This window comes from Microbispora sp. H13382, assembly GCF_014161445.1.
Lineage (GTDB): Bacteria > Actinomycetota > Actinomycetes > Streptosporangiales > Streptosporangiaceae > Microbispora.
The window spans coordinates 225,262-239,319 of record NZ_JABBXA010000010.1; the positions used below are offsets into that span (position 1 = coordinate 225,262).

Genomic DNA, 14,058 nt, shown 5'->3' on the forward strand with positions numbered 1-14,058 from the left:
TCAGGCCCCCCGATGGACACTGATCGGGAACCTAACCGGGATTGACCGATCGCGGAAGGCCCTGTTTTCTGGCCCGCCGGGGTATTGCGCGGGCCTGCTCACTCGTCGTACGCCGAGCCGTACGGCGGCTCAGCGGCCGGACTCGGTCGCCCAGGACTCGGATGCCCAGTCGAGCAGTCTCTCGGCGGTGTCCCAGCGGCGGCTGCCGACGCTCTCGCCGAGGATGATCCCGATCAGCCGGCGGCCGTCCCGGTCGGCCGCGAAGGCCAGGCACAACCCGGCGGCGTTCGTGAATCCGGTCTTCACGCCGATGGCGCCCGGCAGGCCGAGCATGCGGTTGGTGTTGTACCAGTCGTACCGGCCGTCCTCGGTCTCGTGGTGGCGAGTCGAGGTGATCTCGGTGAACACGGGGTTCCGGAGCGCGACCTCCGCGAGCCTGGCCTGGTCGCGGGCGGTGGAGTAGCCGTCGCCGCGGGAGGTCGGCAGCCCGTCGGCGTTGACGTAGAGGGTGTCGTTCAGGCCGAGTTCGCGCGCCGTGGCGTTCATCTTGTCCACGAAGCCGCGCACCCCGGGGCCGTACACGCGGGCCAGGGCGTGCGCGGCGTCCGCGCCGGAGGGGAGCATCAACGCGTACAGCAGGTCGCCGACCCGCAGGGTGTCGCCGGCTTCGAGGTCGGCTGTCGTGCCGTCGTTGTTCCAGGCGTACACGAGGTCCTCGCGCTTGATCTTGACCTCGTCGTCGAGGTTCGCCTCCCGCAGCACGATGTACGCGGTCATGATCTTGGTCAGGCTCGCGACCGGCATGCGCTTGCCGGCGTTCTTGTCCAGCAGGTCCCGCCCGGTCGTGGCGTCCCACAGATAGACGGCCCGCCCGTACACGCGCGGCGGCGCGTACGCGTGCTCGGAAACGTGCTGCGCCACGCCGGAAGAGGCCAGGGCGGGAGGGGCGAGAACCGGTGATGCCATCCCCGTGACCAGGGCAAAGGCGGTCATAGAGACACCAAGAGAAAGCTTTCGGGCGAACATGCGAATCAGCGTGCCATGACTATTCGGGCCTTTCGGGCGAAACTTCGCAAAAAGTCAGCAAAGCGCCCGAACGCGTGTGATATGGGAGGTTTAAGGGGTGCTGCGGGCGATCGGGCGTGACCTGTCCGGTTCCGCTGACCGGGATCGCGCTCCGCCCACCGCGGGGTGGGGAGACACGATGACGCCCACACCCCCGACACGAGAACGAGAGAGCGCATGGGAACTCCGGTCATCGTCGATGCCGCGCGGACGCCGTTCGGGCGCCGGGGCGGATGGCTCTCGGGACTGCACGCGGCCGAGCTGCTCGGCATCGCGCAGCGCGGGGCGCTGGAGCGCCTCGGCGTCGACCCCGAACTGGTCGAGCAGGTGATAGGCGGCTGCGTCACCCAGGCGGGGGAGCAGTCCGGCAGCGTCACCCGCACCGCCTGGCTGCACGCGGGACTGCCGGAGCAGACCGGCGTGACCACGATCGACTGCCAGTGCGGCTCGGCCCAGCAGGCCGTGCACCTGATCGCCGCGCAGATCGCCGCCGGGGTGATCGACGTCGGCATGGCGTGCGGCGTCGAGGTGATGTCCCGGGTGCCGCTGATGGCCAACCTCGGCGAGGGCGTCGGCAGGCCCCGGCCGGACTCGTGGGACCGCGACATGCCCGCGCAGTACGTCGCCGCCGACCGGATCGCCCGCCGACGCGGCTTCACCCGCGAGCAGCTCGACGCCTTCGGGCTCCGCTCCCAGGAGCGGGCCGCGCGGGCGTGGGCCGAGGGCAGGTGCGACGGGCAGATCATCCCCGTGACGGCGCCCGCCGGCCGGTCCGCCGGGGACGGGCCCGCCGCCGTCACCAGGGACCAGGGGCTGCGCGAGACCAGCACGGAGGCGCTGGCCGGGCTCAAGCCGATCCTGGACGGCGGCCTGCACACCGCCGGGACCGCCTCGCAGATCTCCGACGGGGCGAGCGCGGCCGTGTTGATGGACGAGGACCGGGCCCGCGGGCTGGGCCTGCGCCCGCGCGCCCGCATCGTGGCCCAGTGCCTGGTCGGCGCGGAGACCGAGTTCCTGCTCGACGGCCCGGTCAAGGCCGCCGAGAAGCTGCTCGCCCGCACCGGCATGAAGATCGGGGACATCGACCTGTTCGAGGTCAACGAGGCGTTCGCCTCGGTTCCCATGTCGTTCGCGCGGGTCCACGGCGTCGACCAGGACCGGCTCAACGTCAACGGCGGCGCGATCGCGATCGGCCACCCCGTGGGGGCGACCGGCATCCGGCTGATCGCCGCCGCGATCGGCGAGCTGGAGCGGCGCGACCAGGAGACCGCGATGGTCGCCATCTGCGCCGGCGGCGCGCTGGCCACCGGCGCGATCATCCAGCGGGTCTGACCGAGCGCCCCCGGCCGCGACGCCAAGACGCGCCGCGTGCTGCCGTCAAGCGGAGACCTCGCCCCGGCGCGCCGCCAGGGCACGCAGAGTGGCAGGCCGGAAATCCCTCGTGAATGATCCTCGAAGCCATTCGGTCAGCCATTCGGCGAGGGTCATGTTCTGCGGCGTCAGCGCGGAGCGGTCCAGTCCGATATCCGCCTGATCCGGCGGATCCGACTGCGGATAAGGACCGATCGGGTCCCATATCCACATGGGGCCCGCGGGGTCGCGGCAATCCACGAGCGACCAGATCGCGGTCCCCCAACGGCACAGCCAGACGAAGCCAGGAGGGACGAGAGGATTCCGCCCGGCAGTCCATACCTCATAGTAGAAAACGATCCCGGTCCCTTGATAAGCATCTGGCGTGGGCACCCCCTGAATGCCCCGGCCCGGGCCCACCCCGCCATCGGCCACCTCCAGGTACAGCCGGCGAAGCAACGGAGGCAGGGAAAGCCCCATCGCCCGTTCCGCCTCGATGACCGCCGCCGAGGACGCGGGTGGGGGCAGGCAGGGCAGCGTGGACATGGCCGCGATGAGCTCATCGTCCGTCAGGCACTCGGGCGGGGTGTATTCCAGCTCGCCGGGACACACGTCGGACGATGCCCGGCGTTCGGCGATGGCATCAAGACTCGAGGTCTCGAACGCCTTTTCCAGATTTCCGTCGAGTGACTCCGTGAGCCATTCGGCCAGGGTCATGTTCTGAGGAGTCAGCAGGGGTCCGTCGGGAAACAATTCTGGATCGATGTTCGGATCCCATACCCCCAGTCGAACAACCAGAGCATGCCGGGGAACTCGTCACGTGAATCCCGGTAGAAGGAGAGGATGTCGGCCGCTTCGACATGATGCTCGTATTCGCTGCCGGCCACCCCCAGCACTCCGTCGCGCGGGCCGAAGCCTCCGTTCGCTGCTTCGAGATACAGGCGGCGGAGCAACGGAGGCAGCGGGTGCCCGATGACCTGCTCCACCTCGTCGACCGCCTCGGGCGATGCGGGAGGGAGAAGACCGGGGATCGCGCGGATCGCCTCGACGAGCTCGTCCTCGGTCATATGGGCTATCGCCTGTCCCTCCTGGTGCTTCGCCGGACACTCGTCCGCCGGACCCGGGCCCCCTCGGCCCTCTCCAGATGATCCCGCACGATACGGGCGGATCAGCCGCCGAGGACGGCGGGGGCGAGGCGGGCCCGGTGCCAGGCGGCGTCGCCGAACAGCTGCGCCGCCGAGTGGGCCCGCTTGAAGTACAGGTGCGCCTCGTGCTCCCAGGTGAAACCGATGCCGCCGTGCAGCTGGACGGTCTCGGCCGCCACCGCGGAGAACGCCTCGGCGCAGTACGCCTGCGCCGCCGCGGCCCGCACCCGCAGGTCGGCGGCGTCCTCGGCGAGCGCGCGTGCCGCGTCGTAGCTCATGGACCTGGCCGACTCGACCAGCACGTAGAGGTCGGCCAGGCGGTGCTTGACCGCCTGGAACGAGCCGATCGGCCGGCCGAACTGCTCCCTGGTCTTCACGTACTCCAGCGTGATCTCCAGGCAGCGCGACGCCCCGCCGAGCTGTTCGGCGCTCAGCGCGGTCGCGGCCACGGCGAGCAGGCGGTCCAGCACGCGGTGCCCGTCGGTGCCCAGGAGCCGCGCCGGGGCGCCGTCGAAGGTCACGCGCGCCTGTGGCCGGGTCCGGTCCAGCGTGACCAGCGGCTCGGCCCGCACACCCGGCGCGGTGGCTTCGACCGCGTAGACGCCGAGACCGCCCTCGGGGGTGAGGGCGGGCAGGACGAACAGGCCGGCGCGCGTGCCGTCGAGCACGTGCTCCTTGACACCGGTGAGCAGGCCGTCCGTCACGCGGGCGCGGATCGCGGCCGGATCCCACGTGCCGCCCTCGGCCCAGGCCAGCGCGCCGACGAGGCCGCCGCCGGCGATCCCGGGAAGGTCGCCGGTCGCGTCGCAGGCCAGCAGCGCGTCGGCGGTGAGCACGGCCGAGCCCAGGTAGGGCACCGTGGCGAGGGCGCGGCCCAGCTCCTCGCACACCACGTGCGTCTCGGCGTAGGAGAAGCCCGCTCCGCCGTGCTCCTCGGGAACAGCCAGGCCGAAGGCCCCCACCTGGTCGGCGAGCAGCCGCCAGACGGTCTCGTCGTACTCCGGCGTCTCGTCGGGCGCCGGGCGGGCCGCGGGGTTGCGCTCGAGCACGGCGCGTACGGTGCGCCGCAGCTCCTCCTGCTCCTCGGTGGTGAACATGGCAGTCATTCTAACAACTGTTTGGTAGAGTGTCAGCTGTGAGTGAGACGTTCAGGCGAGAGGTACGGGCCTGGCTGGAGGACAACCTGTCGGGCGAGTTCGCCGGTGCCCGGGGGCTGGGCGGGCCCGGCCGCGAGCACGAGGCGTTCGACGTCCGGCTGGCCTGGGAGCGGCACATGGCCGAGGCCGGGTGGACCTGCCTGGGCTGGCCCGAGCGCTACGGCGGGCGGGGCGCGAGCGTCGAGGAGCAGGTGGTCTTCCACGAAGAGTACGCGCTGGCCGGCGCGCCCGCCCGGGTCGGTCACATCGGCGAGAACCTGCTCGGCCCGACGATCATCGCGTTCGGCACCGACGAGCAGCGCGCCCGCTTCCTGCCGCCGATCGTGGCCGCCCGGGAGCTGTGGTGCCAGGGCTACTCCGAGCCGAACGCCGGGTCCGACCTGGCCGGTGTGCAGACCCGCGCCGAGCTGGACGGCGACCGCTGGCGGGTCACCGGCCAGAAGGTGTGGACCTCCCTGGCCATGGAGGCCGACTGGTGCTTCGTGGTCTGCCGCACCGAGCCGGGGTCGTCGCGTCATCACGGCCTGTCCTACCTGCTCGTGCCCATGCGGCAGGAGGGCGTGGAGATCCGGCCCATCGTGCAGATGACGGGGACCAGCGAGTTCAACGAGGTGTTCTTCGACGGCGCGGTGACGGACGCGGCGAACATCGTGGGCGCGCCCGGCGACGGCTGGAAGATCGCCATGGCGACGCTCGGCTTCGAGCGCGGCGTGGCCACGCTCGGCCAGCAGGTGGGCTTCCGCCGCGAGCTGGAGGCGGTCATCGCGCTGGCCCGCAGGACGGGCGCCGTCGACGATCCCCTGCTGCGCGACCGGCTCGTCCGCTCCTGGATCGGCCTGGAGGCCATGCGCCTCAACGCCGTCCGCACGATGGCGGGCATCGCGGCGGGCGCGCCCGGCCCGGAGTCGTCCATCTCCAAACTGGTGTGGGGCGTGTGGCACCGCGAGCTCGGCGAGCTGGCCATGGACGTGCTCGGCGCGGCCGGCATGGTCGCAGACGGCCCGCCGTACGACCTGAGCGACGAGCAGCGGCTCTACCTGTTCTCCCGATCCGACACGATCTACGCGGGCTCGAACGAGATCCAGCGCAACATCATCAGTGAGCGCGTGCTGGGCCTGCCGCGCGAACGCCGGTAGCGGATACGTATTCCTGCCGATGCGCGGGAGGGCGGCAGGTCTCTAGCGTCGGGGACGCCGACGACACCCCGAGGTGAGCCATGCGCGTGCCGAGCGTGTTCCTGCCCGTGTTCCTGTCCGCCCTCCTGACGACCTCCGCCCTCACCATTCCGGCCACGGCCGCCGAGGCCGCGGCACAACCCCCGGCGTCCGCCGTCGACGTCGTCTACCAGCGGGCCCACTTCGGCCCCGGCCTCCGCGAGGGCGTGAAGGCGGGGAACACCCTGTCCTTCGCCGCCCCCGTGGGCACGATCTCCTACACCGACGCGCTCGGCACGAAGACCTGGGAGTACGCCCGGTGGACCGGCGCCGAGCGGCCCGTCGGGTTCGCCGCCACCGAGCTGGTGGCCTCCTGGAACGCCGACGTGCCCGCGGGAAGCTGGCTGCAGGTCGAGATGCGCGGCCGCCACGCCGCCGGGCAGACGAAGTGGTACGTGCTCGGCCGCTGGGCGTACGGCGACGAGGACATCCGGCGCACGTCGCTGTCCGGGCAGCGGGACGCCGACGGCACCGTCTCGGTCGACACGTTCGTGGCCGCGGCGGGCAAGGCGATCACCTCCTACCAGCTGCGCGTCACGCTCTACCGCGCGCCGGGCTCGGCCGCGAATCCGGTCGTGCGCGCGCTCGGCGCGATGGCGTCGGCCGTGCCCGACCGGCAGACCGTCCCGGTGAGCCCCGGCGGCATCGCCTGGGGCGTCGAGCTGCCCGTGCCCCGCCGCTCGCAGAACGTCCACGAGGGCCACTACCCCGAGTGGGACGGCGGGGGAGAGGCGTGGTGCAGCCCGACCTCGACCACCATGGTCCTCGGCTACTGGGGCAAGTGGCCCAGCAAGCAGGACACCTCCTGGGTGGACCCCTCCGACCCCGACCCCGAGGTCGACTACGCCGCCCGGTACACCTACGACTACGCCTACGAGGGCGCGGGCAACTGGCCGTTCAACACCGCCTACGCGGGACGGTACGGGCTGGAGGGCTTCGTCACCCGGCTCCGCTCGCTGACCGAGCTGGAGCGGCTGATCCGGGCCGGCATTCCGGTGGTGACCTCCCAGTCGTTCAAGGCGGAGGAGCTGCCCGGCGCGGGATACAGCACAAACGGTCACCTCATGGTCATCATCGGCTTCACCGCCGACGGTGACGTGATCGCCAACGACCCCGCCTCGCCGGACAACGAAGCGGTGCGCCGCGTCTACCCGCGGGCCGACTTCGAGAACGTCTGGCTCCGCAGCTCCGGCAGCGGCGGGGTCGTGTACGTCATCCACCCGAAGAACCGCCCCCTGCCCCCCACGACCCCGGGACTGCCGGCCAACTGGTGACGCGGAGCACGTCCTATAGTCAGTCAGGTGACTGACTCGACGAGTGCCCGGGTGAAGTCCGCGAGCGCCAAGCGGCGGCGGCTCATGGCCGCCGCCGCCGAGGTCGTGCACCGGCAGGGCGCCGAGCGAACGACCATCGCCGACATCGCCCGCGCCGCCGACGTCCCCGTGGGCAACGTCTACTACTACTTCAAGACCAAGGACGAGCTCGTCGCCGCCGCGCTGGACGAGCACGCCCGGCACCTCGGGGAGCTCACCGCGCGGCTGGAGCGGCTGCCGGACCCGCGTGAGCGGCTCAAGGGGCTCGTGGAGGCGTGGGTCGGCCAGCGCGACGTCGCGGCACGGTGGGGCTGCCCGACCGGCACGCTCGCCGCCGAGCTGGACAAACGCGACGAGGGCGGCTTGGACGCGGAGGCGGGCCGGGTGATCCGGCTGCTGCTCGACTGGGTGGAGGGCCAGTTCCGCGAGCTCGGCCTGCCCGGGCCGGACGGCCTCGCGCTGACCCTGGTGGGCGCCTACCAGGGCATGTCGCTGCTGGCCAACGCCCTGCGCGACCCCGGGATCATGACGCGTGAGGGAGCCCGGCTGCTCGCCTGGCTCGACTCACTGGAGGCCTGAAGCGGGGTGGCGGTGCGCGATCAGTGCGGTCAGCGCCGCCGTCCGCACGTCGTCCCACCCGGCCGGCGGCGCGATCCGCGCCCACGCGGCGATCACCTCGCCGTCGTAGTCGTGGCCGTGCCCCGCCGGCGCGTCGAGGGAGAACACCAGGTCGGCGGTGATCTGCCAGAACGTCACGAACGGATACCACCGGATCCACGGCAGCACGTCGTCGCCGCGGCGCTCCTCCAGCCAGTCGGGCCGGGTGAGGACGAGCCGGGGCGTCCACCACACGATCGGGTCGGAGGGATGCTGCAGGTAGACGACCCGCGGCGGGTTCCACGGCGACGCCGGGGCGTCCAGGTCCGAGGGCCGGTTGGCGAAGCGCACGGTCTCGCCGTCCCGGTGGACGGGCAGCGCCTCCCGGCTGCCGGGGTCGCGGCCGTCCACGAGCCGCCGCCACAGCGCGCTGCTGTCCGGCGGCCCGACGAACAGCGCGCCGTCGGTGCGCTCACGAAGGTCCCGGTCGCCGCCGAACGCCGACTCCGCGCCGAACGCCCCCAGGCTCTCCCCGAAGACCAGCAGCTTGGGCCGGTGCCCCGCGGGCAGCGCCGACCAGCGGGCGTACACCTGGTCGAACAGCTCCCGCCCGGCCGTCCTGGCCCGGTCGCGGTCGACCAGGAACGACAGCCAGCTCGGCAGGTAGGAGTACTGCATCGAGACCAGCGCCGTGTCGCCGCCGTACATGAACTCCAGGGCGGCGGCCGCCTGCGGGTCCACCCAGCCGGTGCCGGTCGTCGTGATCACGCAGATCACCGCGCGGCCGAACGCGCCGGTCCGTTCCAGTTCCCGTACGGCCAGGGCGGCCCGCGCGCGCGTGGTCGCGGCGGAGTCGAGCCCGGCGTAGACGCGGATCGGGGCGATGGCGGGCCGCCCGCCGAACCGGCTCAGCTCGTCCGTCGTGGGCGCGTCCGCGACGAAGGCGCGGCCCTCCAGGCCGAGGGACGCCCACGGGACCAGTGAAGAGGGGCTGCCCGACAGCGTGTCGGCACGCGGCCGGGTGGCGCCCGGCGCCGTCTCGCTGTTGATCGCGGCGAAGCTGCGGTCGGCCCCCTTGAGCAGGGCCTCGGTGAGGACCCCGTCGGTCAGGAAGACGGCCAGCACGCCCACTCCGAGCCCGGCGGCGAACTGCGCGGCCGTCGCGGGGAACCACCGCCCGAGGAGGCGGCCCAGCGCCCGCGCCGCGATCCGCAGCGTCCTGGCGGCGGCCAGCAGGGCCAGGAACAGGGCCGCCGCGACGAGCGGGACGCCGAGATAGCCGAGCCGCTCCGGCGGTTCCAGCCCCATCAGCAGGTAGATGTCCCGCTGTGCGCGCACACCCAGGACCAGCGAGGCGGCGCCGAGACCGCAGCCGAACGTCGCGACCACGCGCCGGACCCGCCGCCGTCCCGTGCGGTTCCACCCCTCGCGCCATCGCACCATGATCTGCACCGTGATCCGGGCCGCGGCCGGGCGTACGAGCGCGCCGGCGATCACTCCCACCAGGTATCCGGTGGCGGAGAGCACGCCCGCGATGATCCCCTGCAGCGACCAGGGGCGGGGCAGCAGCGACGGCGTGAGCGACAGGCAGAAGAAGGTCGTGGCGAGGACGATCCCGGCCGTGTCGAGCGGCGCACCGAGCCGTACCCGTCGCCCTTCCCCCATCGGGCCCCCGATCCCCGTGCCTTTCGGAGCAGGCAGGCTATCAAGGTCACGAATCGATCACGGCGCGGGTGGGGGAGCGTCCCGGTCATCGGGAGGAGCGCGGTCCGGCCCCGGACCGCGCCGATAACTTCCCAGCGTGAGCGGAGCGATGAGATACGCCGTGCTGGCGCCGGTGGCGGCGAACACGACAGCCGACCCGGAGTGGATCGCGGGCTTCGCCCGGCATGCCGAGGCGTGCGGGTTCGAGTCCGTCGTGGTGGTCGAGCACACGGTCGTGATGAGCCGCTACTCCAGCGTCTACCCCTACGACAGCTCGGGCCGGATGGAACTGCCCGACGACTGCGACATCCCCGACCCGCTCGACCTGCTCGCCTTCCTGGCCGGCCGTACGAGCGAGATCGGGCTGGCCACCGGCGTCCTGGTGCTGCCCAACCACCATCCGGTCGTGCTGGCCAAGCGCCTGGCGACCGTGGACGCGCTGTCCGGCGGGCGCCTGCGGGTGTGCGTGGGCATGGGCTGGATGAAGGAGGAGATCGAGGCCTGCGGCACCGACTTCGCCACCCGCGGCCGCCGGGCCGACGAGCAGATCCGCGTGATGCGCGCGCTGTGGGCCGGTGGCGGCCCGGACGGGGTCGACCACCATGGCGAGTTCTTCCGCTTCGACGGCGCGATGACCTACCCCAAGCCGGCGCGCGGGGCCGTGCCGATCCACATCGGCGGGCACAGCGTCGCGGCGGCCCGGCGCGCCGGACGCCTGGGCGACGGTTTCCAGCCGCTCGGCGTCGTGGGAGACGACCTGCGCCGGCTGCTCGACGTGATGCGCGCCGAGGCGGAGGCCTGCGGGCGCGACCCCGGAGCGCTGGAGCTCACGCTCGGCCACCTGGTCTCCCGCATCACCCCGGAGAAGGCCGCCTCGCTGGCCGCGCTGGGCGCCGATCGCATCCTGCTGTCACCCACCCCGACGGCCGACCTCGGGGCGGCGACCGACGAGCTGTCGGCCTGCGCCGCCCGCCTCGGGCTGACCCCGAGATGAGCACGCGATGACCCTGGACACGGCCGACGCCGTCGCGCTGTCCGACCTCGTGGCCCGGTACGCGTTGTACGCCGACCAGCGCGACATCCCGCGCCTGATCCACCTGTTCACCCCCGACGGGGTGCTCGTGCTGCCGGACCCGCCGCGCGCGCTCGGCCCGGTCGGCACGCGTACGGGCCGTGACGAGATCGCCGGCGCGATGGCCGCGCTGCGGGACCTCACGATGACCTTCCATGCGATCGCCGGGCAGGTCTTCGACGCAGGGCCGGAGCCCGGCACCGCCACCGGCGCGGTGGCCTGCGTGGCCCACCACCTGTCCAGTCGCCCCTCCGTACCCGACGGCGGGCCGTCCGACCTGGTCTGGCACCTGCGGTACGCCGACACGTACCGGCGGCACGACGGCGCCTGGCGCATCGCCCGCCGCGAGGTGCGGATCGACTGGATCGAGACCAGGCCGGTACGGCGCGTACGCGGCCGGGAGGAGGAGCGGTGAGGGCGGTCCGAGGGCGGCCCTCACCGCGATGCCTCATCCCGGCTGGAGAACCCCGAAGTCGCCGGTCGACATCGTCATGCCGAACACCCGGGACGCGAGCATCCAGCCCTCGGACGTGCGCTGCCAGTGGTCCTCGTACTCGCCGAAGCACTCGTAGAAGCGGCCCTCGTACGCCCCGGCGCCCTGGTGGTACACCCGCGCGTACGTCAGCGACCTGGCCCGGTCGCCGTCGATCTCGACGCGGTGGTTGCCCAGCAGGTGCTGGGAGGGGCCGCAGCCGCCGAGATGCGCCCGGATCGTGGCGACGATCTCCGTACGTCCCTTGCGGCGGTAGCCGGTGGCGTCCGGGGTGAAGATGCCCGCGATCGCGTCCCAGTCGCGCCGGTCCAGTGCGGCGGCGAGCCGGGCCAGCCGCTCGACGATCAGGGCGTGGTCGTTCCTGTCACGGTCGATCCTGTCGCGGTCGTTCACGCGGGCCTCCCGGCGACGCCGTCCGCCAGCAGCCGCGGGGACTCCGGCCGCCCGTCGAGCACCCGGGCGGTGCGGTTGACCACCCGCCAGCCCTCCGGGCCGCGGCGCAGGGTCCAGTGGTGGGCCGTGGCCCGGCGCAGCGTGAAGCCCTCGGGCCGGTTCACCACCATCAGCGAGTAGCCGATCGCGGTCGCCTCGTCGCCGGACACCGTCACGTGCGGCGCGCCGTTGAAGTGCGCGCAGCCCCCCGCGATCCAGCCCTGGTGGGCATCGGAGCGGACCATGGCCGCGATCTGCTCCCGCCCCCGCATCAGCAGCTCGTCCACGTCGTAGACGCCGTCGGGCTCCCACAGCTCGGCGACCTCGTCCGCGCTGCCGCTGTCCACCAGCGGCCCGTAGGAAAGGATGAGCCGGGTCACCTCCCGCTCGTCCTCCAGCACGCGGACGCGCTCCTCCAGGCGGGCGAGCCGCCGTTCGACGTCGGTCCCGGTCATCGCCGTGTCAGCCATCGGTCCTCCCGAAGTCGGCGCCCATCGCGGTCGCGAGGGCGTGCAGCGCCTCCAATTGCTCCTGGTAGTGCTCCGCCGAGGTCGCGGCGACGGTGACGCCGGTCACGGTCGCGCCCGCGTCGCGCACCCGCTCCAGCGCGCGCCGTGTGGCGTCGGAAGCGCCGATGGGGTCCACCGGGCGTCCGGCGGACAGCACGACGTCGAAGGCGTCCGGCAGGTCCGCCTCGCGGACCATCGACGCGAGCGTGTCCAGGGGCAGGCCGAACGGCACCCACCCGTCACCGTAGGTCGCGGCCCGTCGCAGCGACCGCGGGGTGCGCCCGCCGATCCACAGCGGCACCCGCGGCTGCACGGCGTGCGGCTCCACCACGAATCCCGAGAAGTCGTAGAACTCGCCGTGGAACTCCGGCTCCCGCTCCGACAGCGAGGCGCGCAGGGCCTCGATGGCCTCGTCGGCCCGTGCCCCCCGGCCCTCGAACGGCACGCCGAGTAGCTCGAACTCCTCCTTGAGGCTGCCCACGCCCAAGCCCAGCGTGAGCCGTCCGCCGCTGACGCGATCGAGCGTGCCGTACCGCTTGGCGATGGCGAGAGGGTGGTGGTAGCCCAGCACCAGCACCTGCGTGACCAGCCGGATCCGCCGCGTGCGGGCGGCGAGGTAGCCGAAGGTCGCCAGCGGATCCCAGTAGACGGCGCCCCGCTCGGCGGCGATGCCGGCCGGGACGGCCACGTGCTCACTGCAGGTGAGGTGGTGATAGCCCAGCCGGTCGGCGGTCTCGGCGATCCGGGCCAGGTCCTCCACGCTCGCCTCGCACTCCCAATCGGAGTGGATCCCGGGCAGCCGGACCACTACAGGACTGACGATGCCGATCCGCACCGGCGCACCTCCACATCCACCAGGAACAGGGCCTCACGTCGGGAAACACGCTTGGCAGAAATCTTTCTAGTGGAGGAGCACGCCCCTGCCGCCGCTCGTCCCGCTGACCGGAACCGGACAGCGGTCGACATAACGGGATGCCTCTTCCCCTCTTCCCAGAGGCGCTGAGCGTTGCTACATTCCAAAGCAAGAATTCATTTCAGTTTTGGGAGGTGCGATGACCGCTCTCCGCGCCGAGCAGGAGGCGATGGCGCCCGCGCGGCGAGAGCTGCCGCCGTCGATGGTCGAACGGATGACGCTGATCATGGACGCGTTCACCGGTCGCTCCACCCGCCTCACCCTCGAGGACGTGGCTCGCTGCACCCACCTCCCGCGCTCGACGGCTCATCGCATCCTCGACCAGCTCGTACGGCTGAACTGGCTGGACCACACGTCGTTCGGCTACAGCCTGGGCAAGCGGGCGCTCGGGCTCGGCGGCCGGGACGGCAGCCACGGCGAGATCCGCGAGGCGGCCGCGCCGCTGCTGCACAACCTGCAGATCAGGACCGGGATGGTCGTCCACCTCGCCGTGCTCGACGGCGCCGAGGTCTTCTACCTCGACAAGGTCGGCGGGCGCTTCGCCCTGTCGGTGCCGTCGCGCGTCGGAGGCCGGGCCCCCGCCCACTGCACCGCCCTCGGCAAGGCGATCCTCGCCTGGCTGGAACCCGAGCAGGTCGAGGTGCTCATCGACGGGCACATCAGCCGCCTGACCAACCGGACCATCGGCGACATCGGCACCCTGCACCAGGAGCTCAACCGCATCCGGCAGCGCCGGGGCCTCGCCTTCGAGCGGGGGGAGTGCTTCCCCGACATCTCCTGCGTCGCCGCCGCCGTGCGCGGTCATGAGGGGCCGGTGGCCAGCATCTCCCTGGTCGGCGACGCCCGCACCCCGCTGGAGAAGGTGGCCCCGCTCGTGGTCGACGCCGCGCGTCAGGTCTCGCTCGCCCTTTTCCCCGATCTGGAGTCCCAGCGCAGGTCCCGGGCCGTCCACCGCGTGCCCGACCGGACCTGGTCCCCGGAGACCATGAACCGCCTGCTCGCCGTCGGCCAGAACGGCGACTGGCTCTGATCTGCTAGCTCTGATCCGCGCCACTCGCTGCACGCCGGCCGCCCGGTCCTGACTTCGTCTGGGT

15 protein-coding genes are annotated in these 14,058 nt (G+C 72.5%); 7 read left to right on the forward strand and 8 right to left on the reverse strand.

The window, feature by feature from the left end:
* Positions 1-129: 129 nt before the first annotated feature.
* On the reverse strand, positions 130-921 hold the full coding sequence (locus HHX41_RS21595; RefSeq protein WP_310742112.1) for a D-alanyl-D-alanine carboxypeptidase family protein: 792 nt from the start codon (positions 919-921) through the stop codon (positions 130-132).
* Positions 922-1,242: 321 nt separating this feature from the next.
* Here HHX41_RS21595 and HHX41_RS21600 point away from each other — a divergent pair, with 321 nt between their 5' ends.
* Positions 1,243-2,397: a steroid 3-ketoacyl-CoA thiolase gene (locus tag HHX41_RS21600; protein WP_182907443.1), complete on the forward strand. Its 1,155-nt coding sequence runs from the start codon at positions 1,243-1,245 to the stop codon at positions 2,395-2,397.
* A 45-nt stretch (positions 2,398-2,442) separates the two neighbouring features.
* Here HHX41_RS21600 and HHX41_RS21605 read toward each other — a convergent pair whose 3' ends face one another.
* The 3 genes from HHX41_RS21605 to HHX41_RS21615 all read right to left on the reverse strand — a co-directional run bounded on the left by HHX41_RS21605 (position 2,443) and on the right by HHX41_RS21615 (position 4,657).
* A complete protein-coding gene (locus HHX41_RS21605; protein ID WP_182907444.1) occupies positions 2,443-3,132 on the reverse strand; it encodes a hypothetical protein in 690 nt (229 codons plus the stop codon).
* 11 nt (positions 3,133-3,143) lie between these two features.
* Complete coding sequence (locus tag HHX41_RS21610) at positions 3,144-3,482, reverse strand: hypothetical protein (RefSeq protein WP_182907445.1); 339 nt, start codon at positions 3,480-3,482, stop codon at positions 3,144-3,146.
* A 101-nt stretch (positions 3,483-3,583) separates the two neighbouring features.
* Positions 3,584-4,657, reverse strand: a complete 1,074-nt coding sequence (locus HHX41_RS21615) for an acyl-CoA dehydrogenase family protein (RefSeq protein ID WP_182907446.1) — start codon at positions 4,655-4,657, stop codon at positions 3,584-3,586.
* A gap of 38 nt (positions 4,658-4,695) precedes the next feature.
* Between HHX41_RS21615 and HHX41_RS21620 the strand changes: the two genes are divergently transcribed.
* The 3 genes from HHX41_RS21620 to HHX41_RS21630 all read left to right on the forward strand — a co-directional run bounded on the left by HHX41_RS21620 (position 4,696) and on the right by HHX41_RS21630 (position 7,823).
* Positions 4,696-5,853, forward strand: coding sequence for an acyl-CoA dehydrogenase family protein (locus tag HHX41_RS21620; protein ID WP_396794947.1), 1,158 nt, complete (start codon positions 4,696-4,698; stop codon positions 5,851-5,853).
* Positions 5,854-5,933: 80 nt separating this feature from the next.
* A complete protein-coding gene (locus HHX41_RS21625) occupies positions 5,934-7,205 on the forward strand; it encodes a C39 family peptidase (RefSeq protein ID WP_182907448.1) in 1,272 nt (423 codons plus the stop codon).
* A gap of 27 nt (positions 7,206-7,232) precedes the next feature.
* Complete coding sequence (locus HHX41_RS21630) at positions 7,233-7,823, forward strand: TetR/AcrR family transcriptional regulator (protein ID WP_169986955.1); 591 nt, start codon at positions 7,233-7,235, stop codon at positions 7,821-7,823.
* On the opposite strand, the gene HHX41_RS21635 is transcribed toward HHX41_RS21630, so the two are convergent.
* Entirely contained in the window at positions 7,809-9,506 is a 1,698-nt protein-coding gene (locus HHX41_RS21635; RefSeq protein WP_182907449.1) for an alpha/beta-hydrolase family protein, read from the reverse strand. The genes HHX41_RS21630 and HHX41_RS21635 overlap by 15 nt on opposite strands.
* 136 nt (positions 9,507-9,642) lie before the next feature.
* Between HHX41_RS21635 and HHX41_RS21640 the strand changes: the two genes are divergently transcribed.
* Positions 9,643-10,539, forward strand: coding sequence for an LLM class F420-dependent oxidoreductase (locus tag HHX41_RS21640; protein ID WP_310742113.1), 897 nt, complete (start codon positions 9,643-9,645; stop codon positions 10,537-10,539).
* Positions 10,540-10,546: 7 nt separating this feature from the next.
* A complete protein-coding gene (locus tag HHX41_RS21645) occupies positions 10,547-11,032 on the forward strand; it encodes a nuclear transport factor 2 family protein (RefSeq protein ID WP_182907450.1) in 486 nt (161 codons plus the stop codon).
* A gap of 33 nt (positions 11,033-11,065) precedes the next feature.
* Here the strand turns inward: HHX41_RS21645 and HHX41_RS21650 are convergent, their stop codons facing one another.
* The 3 genes from HHX41_RS21650 to HHX41_RS21660 are packed head-to-tail and all read right to left on the reverse strand — an operon-like array spanning position 11,066 to position 12,886.
* Positions 11,066-11,503 (reverse strand): nuclear transport factor 2 family protein, encoded by a 438-nt coding sequence (locus HHX41_RS21650; RefSeq protein WP_310742114.1) that lies wholly within the window; start codon positions 11,501-11,503, stop codon positions 11,066-11,068.
* A complete protein-coding gene (locus HHX41_RS21655; protein WP_211592926.1) occupies positions 11,500-12,012 on the reverse strand; it encodes a nuclear transport factor 2 family protein in 513 nt (170 codons plus the stop codon). The genes HHX41_RS21650 and HHX41_RS21655 overlap by 4 nt, the downstream gene beginning before the upstream one ends.
* A complete protein-coding gene (locus HHX41_RS21660; RefSeq protein ID WP_182907451.1) occupies positions 12,005-12,886 on the reverse strand; it encodes an LLM class F420-dependent oxidoreductase in 882 nt (293 codons plus the stop codon). The genes HHX41_RS21655 and HHX41_RS21660 overlap by 8 nt, the downstream gene beginning before the upstream one ends.
* 217 nt (positions 12,887-13,103) lie before the next feature.
* Here HHX41_RS21660 and HHX41_RS21665 point away from each other — a divergent pair, with 217 nt between their 5' ends.
* Positions 13,104-13,994: an IclR family transcriptional regulator gene (locus HHX41_RS21665; RefSeq protein WP_249350697.1), complete on the forward strand. Its 891-nt coding sequence runs from the start codon at positions 13,104-13,106 to the stop codon at positions 13,992-13,994.
* The last annotated feature ends 64 nt before the right edge of the window (positions 13,995-14,058 follow it).

Bases quoted from the DNA above. Each gene is read 5' to 3' on its own strand.
- HHX41_RS21600 (WP_182907443.1), top strand. From the start codon at position 1,243: ATGGGAACTCCGGTCATCGTCGATGCCGCGCGGACGCCGTTCGGGCGC.
- HHX41_RS21605 (WP_182907444.1), bottom strand. From the start codon at position 3,132: ATGACCCTGGCCGAATGGCTCACGGAGTCACTCGACGGAAATCTGGAA.
- HHX41_RS21610 (WP_182907445.1), bottom strand. From the start codon at position 3,482: ATGACCGAGGACGAGCTCGTCGAGGCGATCCGCGCGATCCCCGGTCTT.
- HHX41_RS21615 (WP_182907446.1), bottom strand. From the start codon at position 4,657: ATGTTCACCACCGAGGAGCAGGAGGAGCTGCGGCGCACCGTACGCGCC.
- HHX41_RS21625 (WP_182907448.1), top strand. From the start codon at position 5,934: ATGCGCGTGCCGAGCGTGTTCCTGCCCGTGTTCCTGTCCGCCCTCCTG.
- HHX41_RS21635 (WP_182907449.1), bottom strand. From the start codon at position 9,506: ATGGGGGAAGGGCGACGGGTACGGCTCGGTGCGCCGCTCGACACGGCC.
- HHX41_RS21645 (WP_182907450.1), top strand. From the start codon at position 10,547: ATGACCCTGGACACGGCCGACGCCGTCGCGCTGTCCGACCTCGTGGCC.
- HHX41_RS21655 (WP_211592926.1), bottom strand. From the start codon at position 12,012: ATGGCTGACACGGCGATGACCGGGACCGACGTCGAACGGCGGCTCGCC.
- HHX41_RS21665 (WP_249350697.1), top strand. From the start codon at position 13,104: ATGACCGCTCTCCGCGCCGAGCAGGAGGCGATGGCGCCCGCGCGGCGA.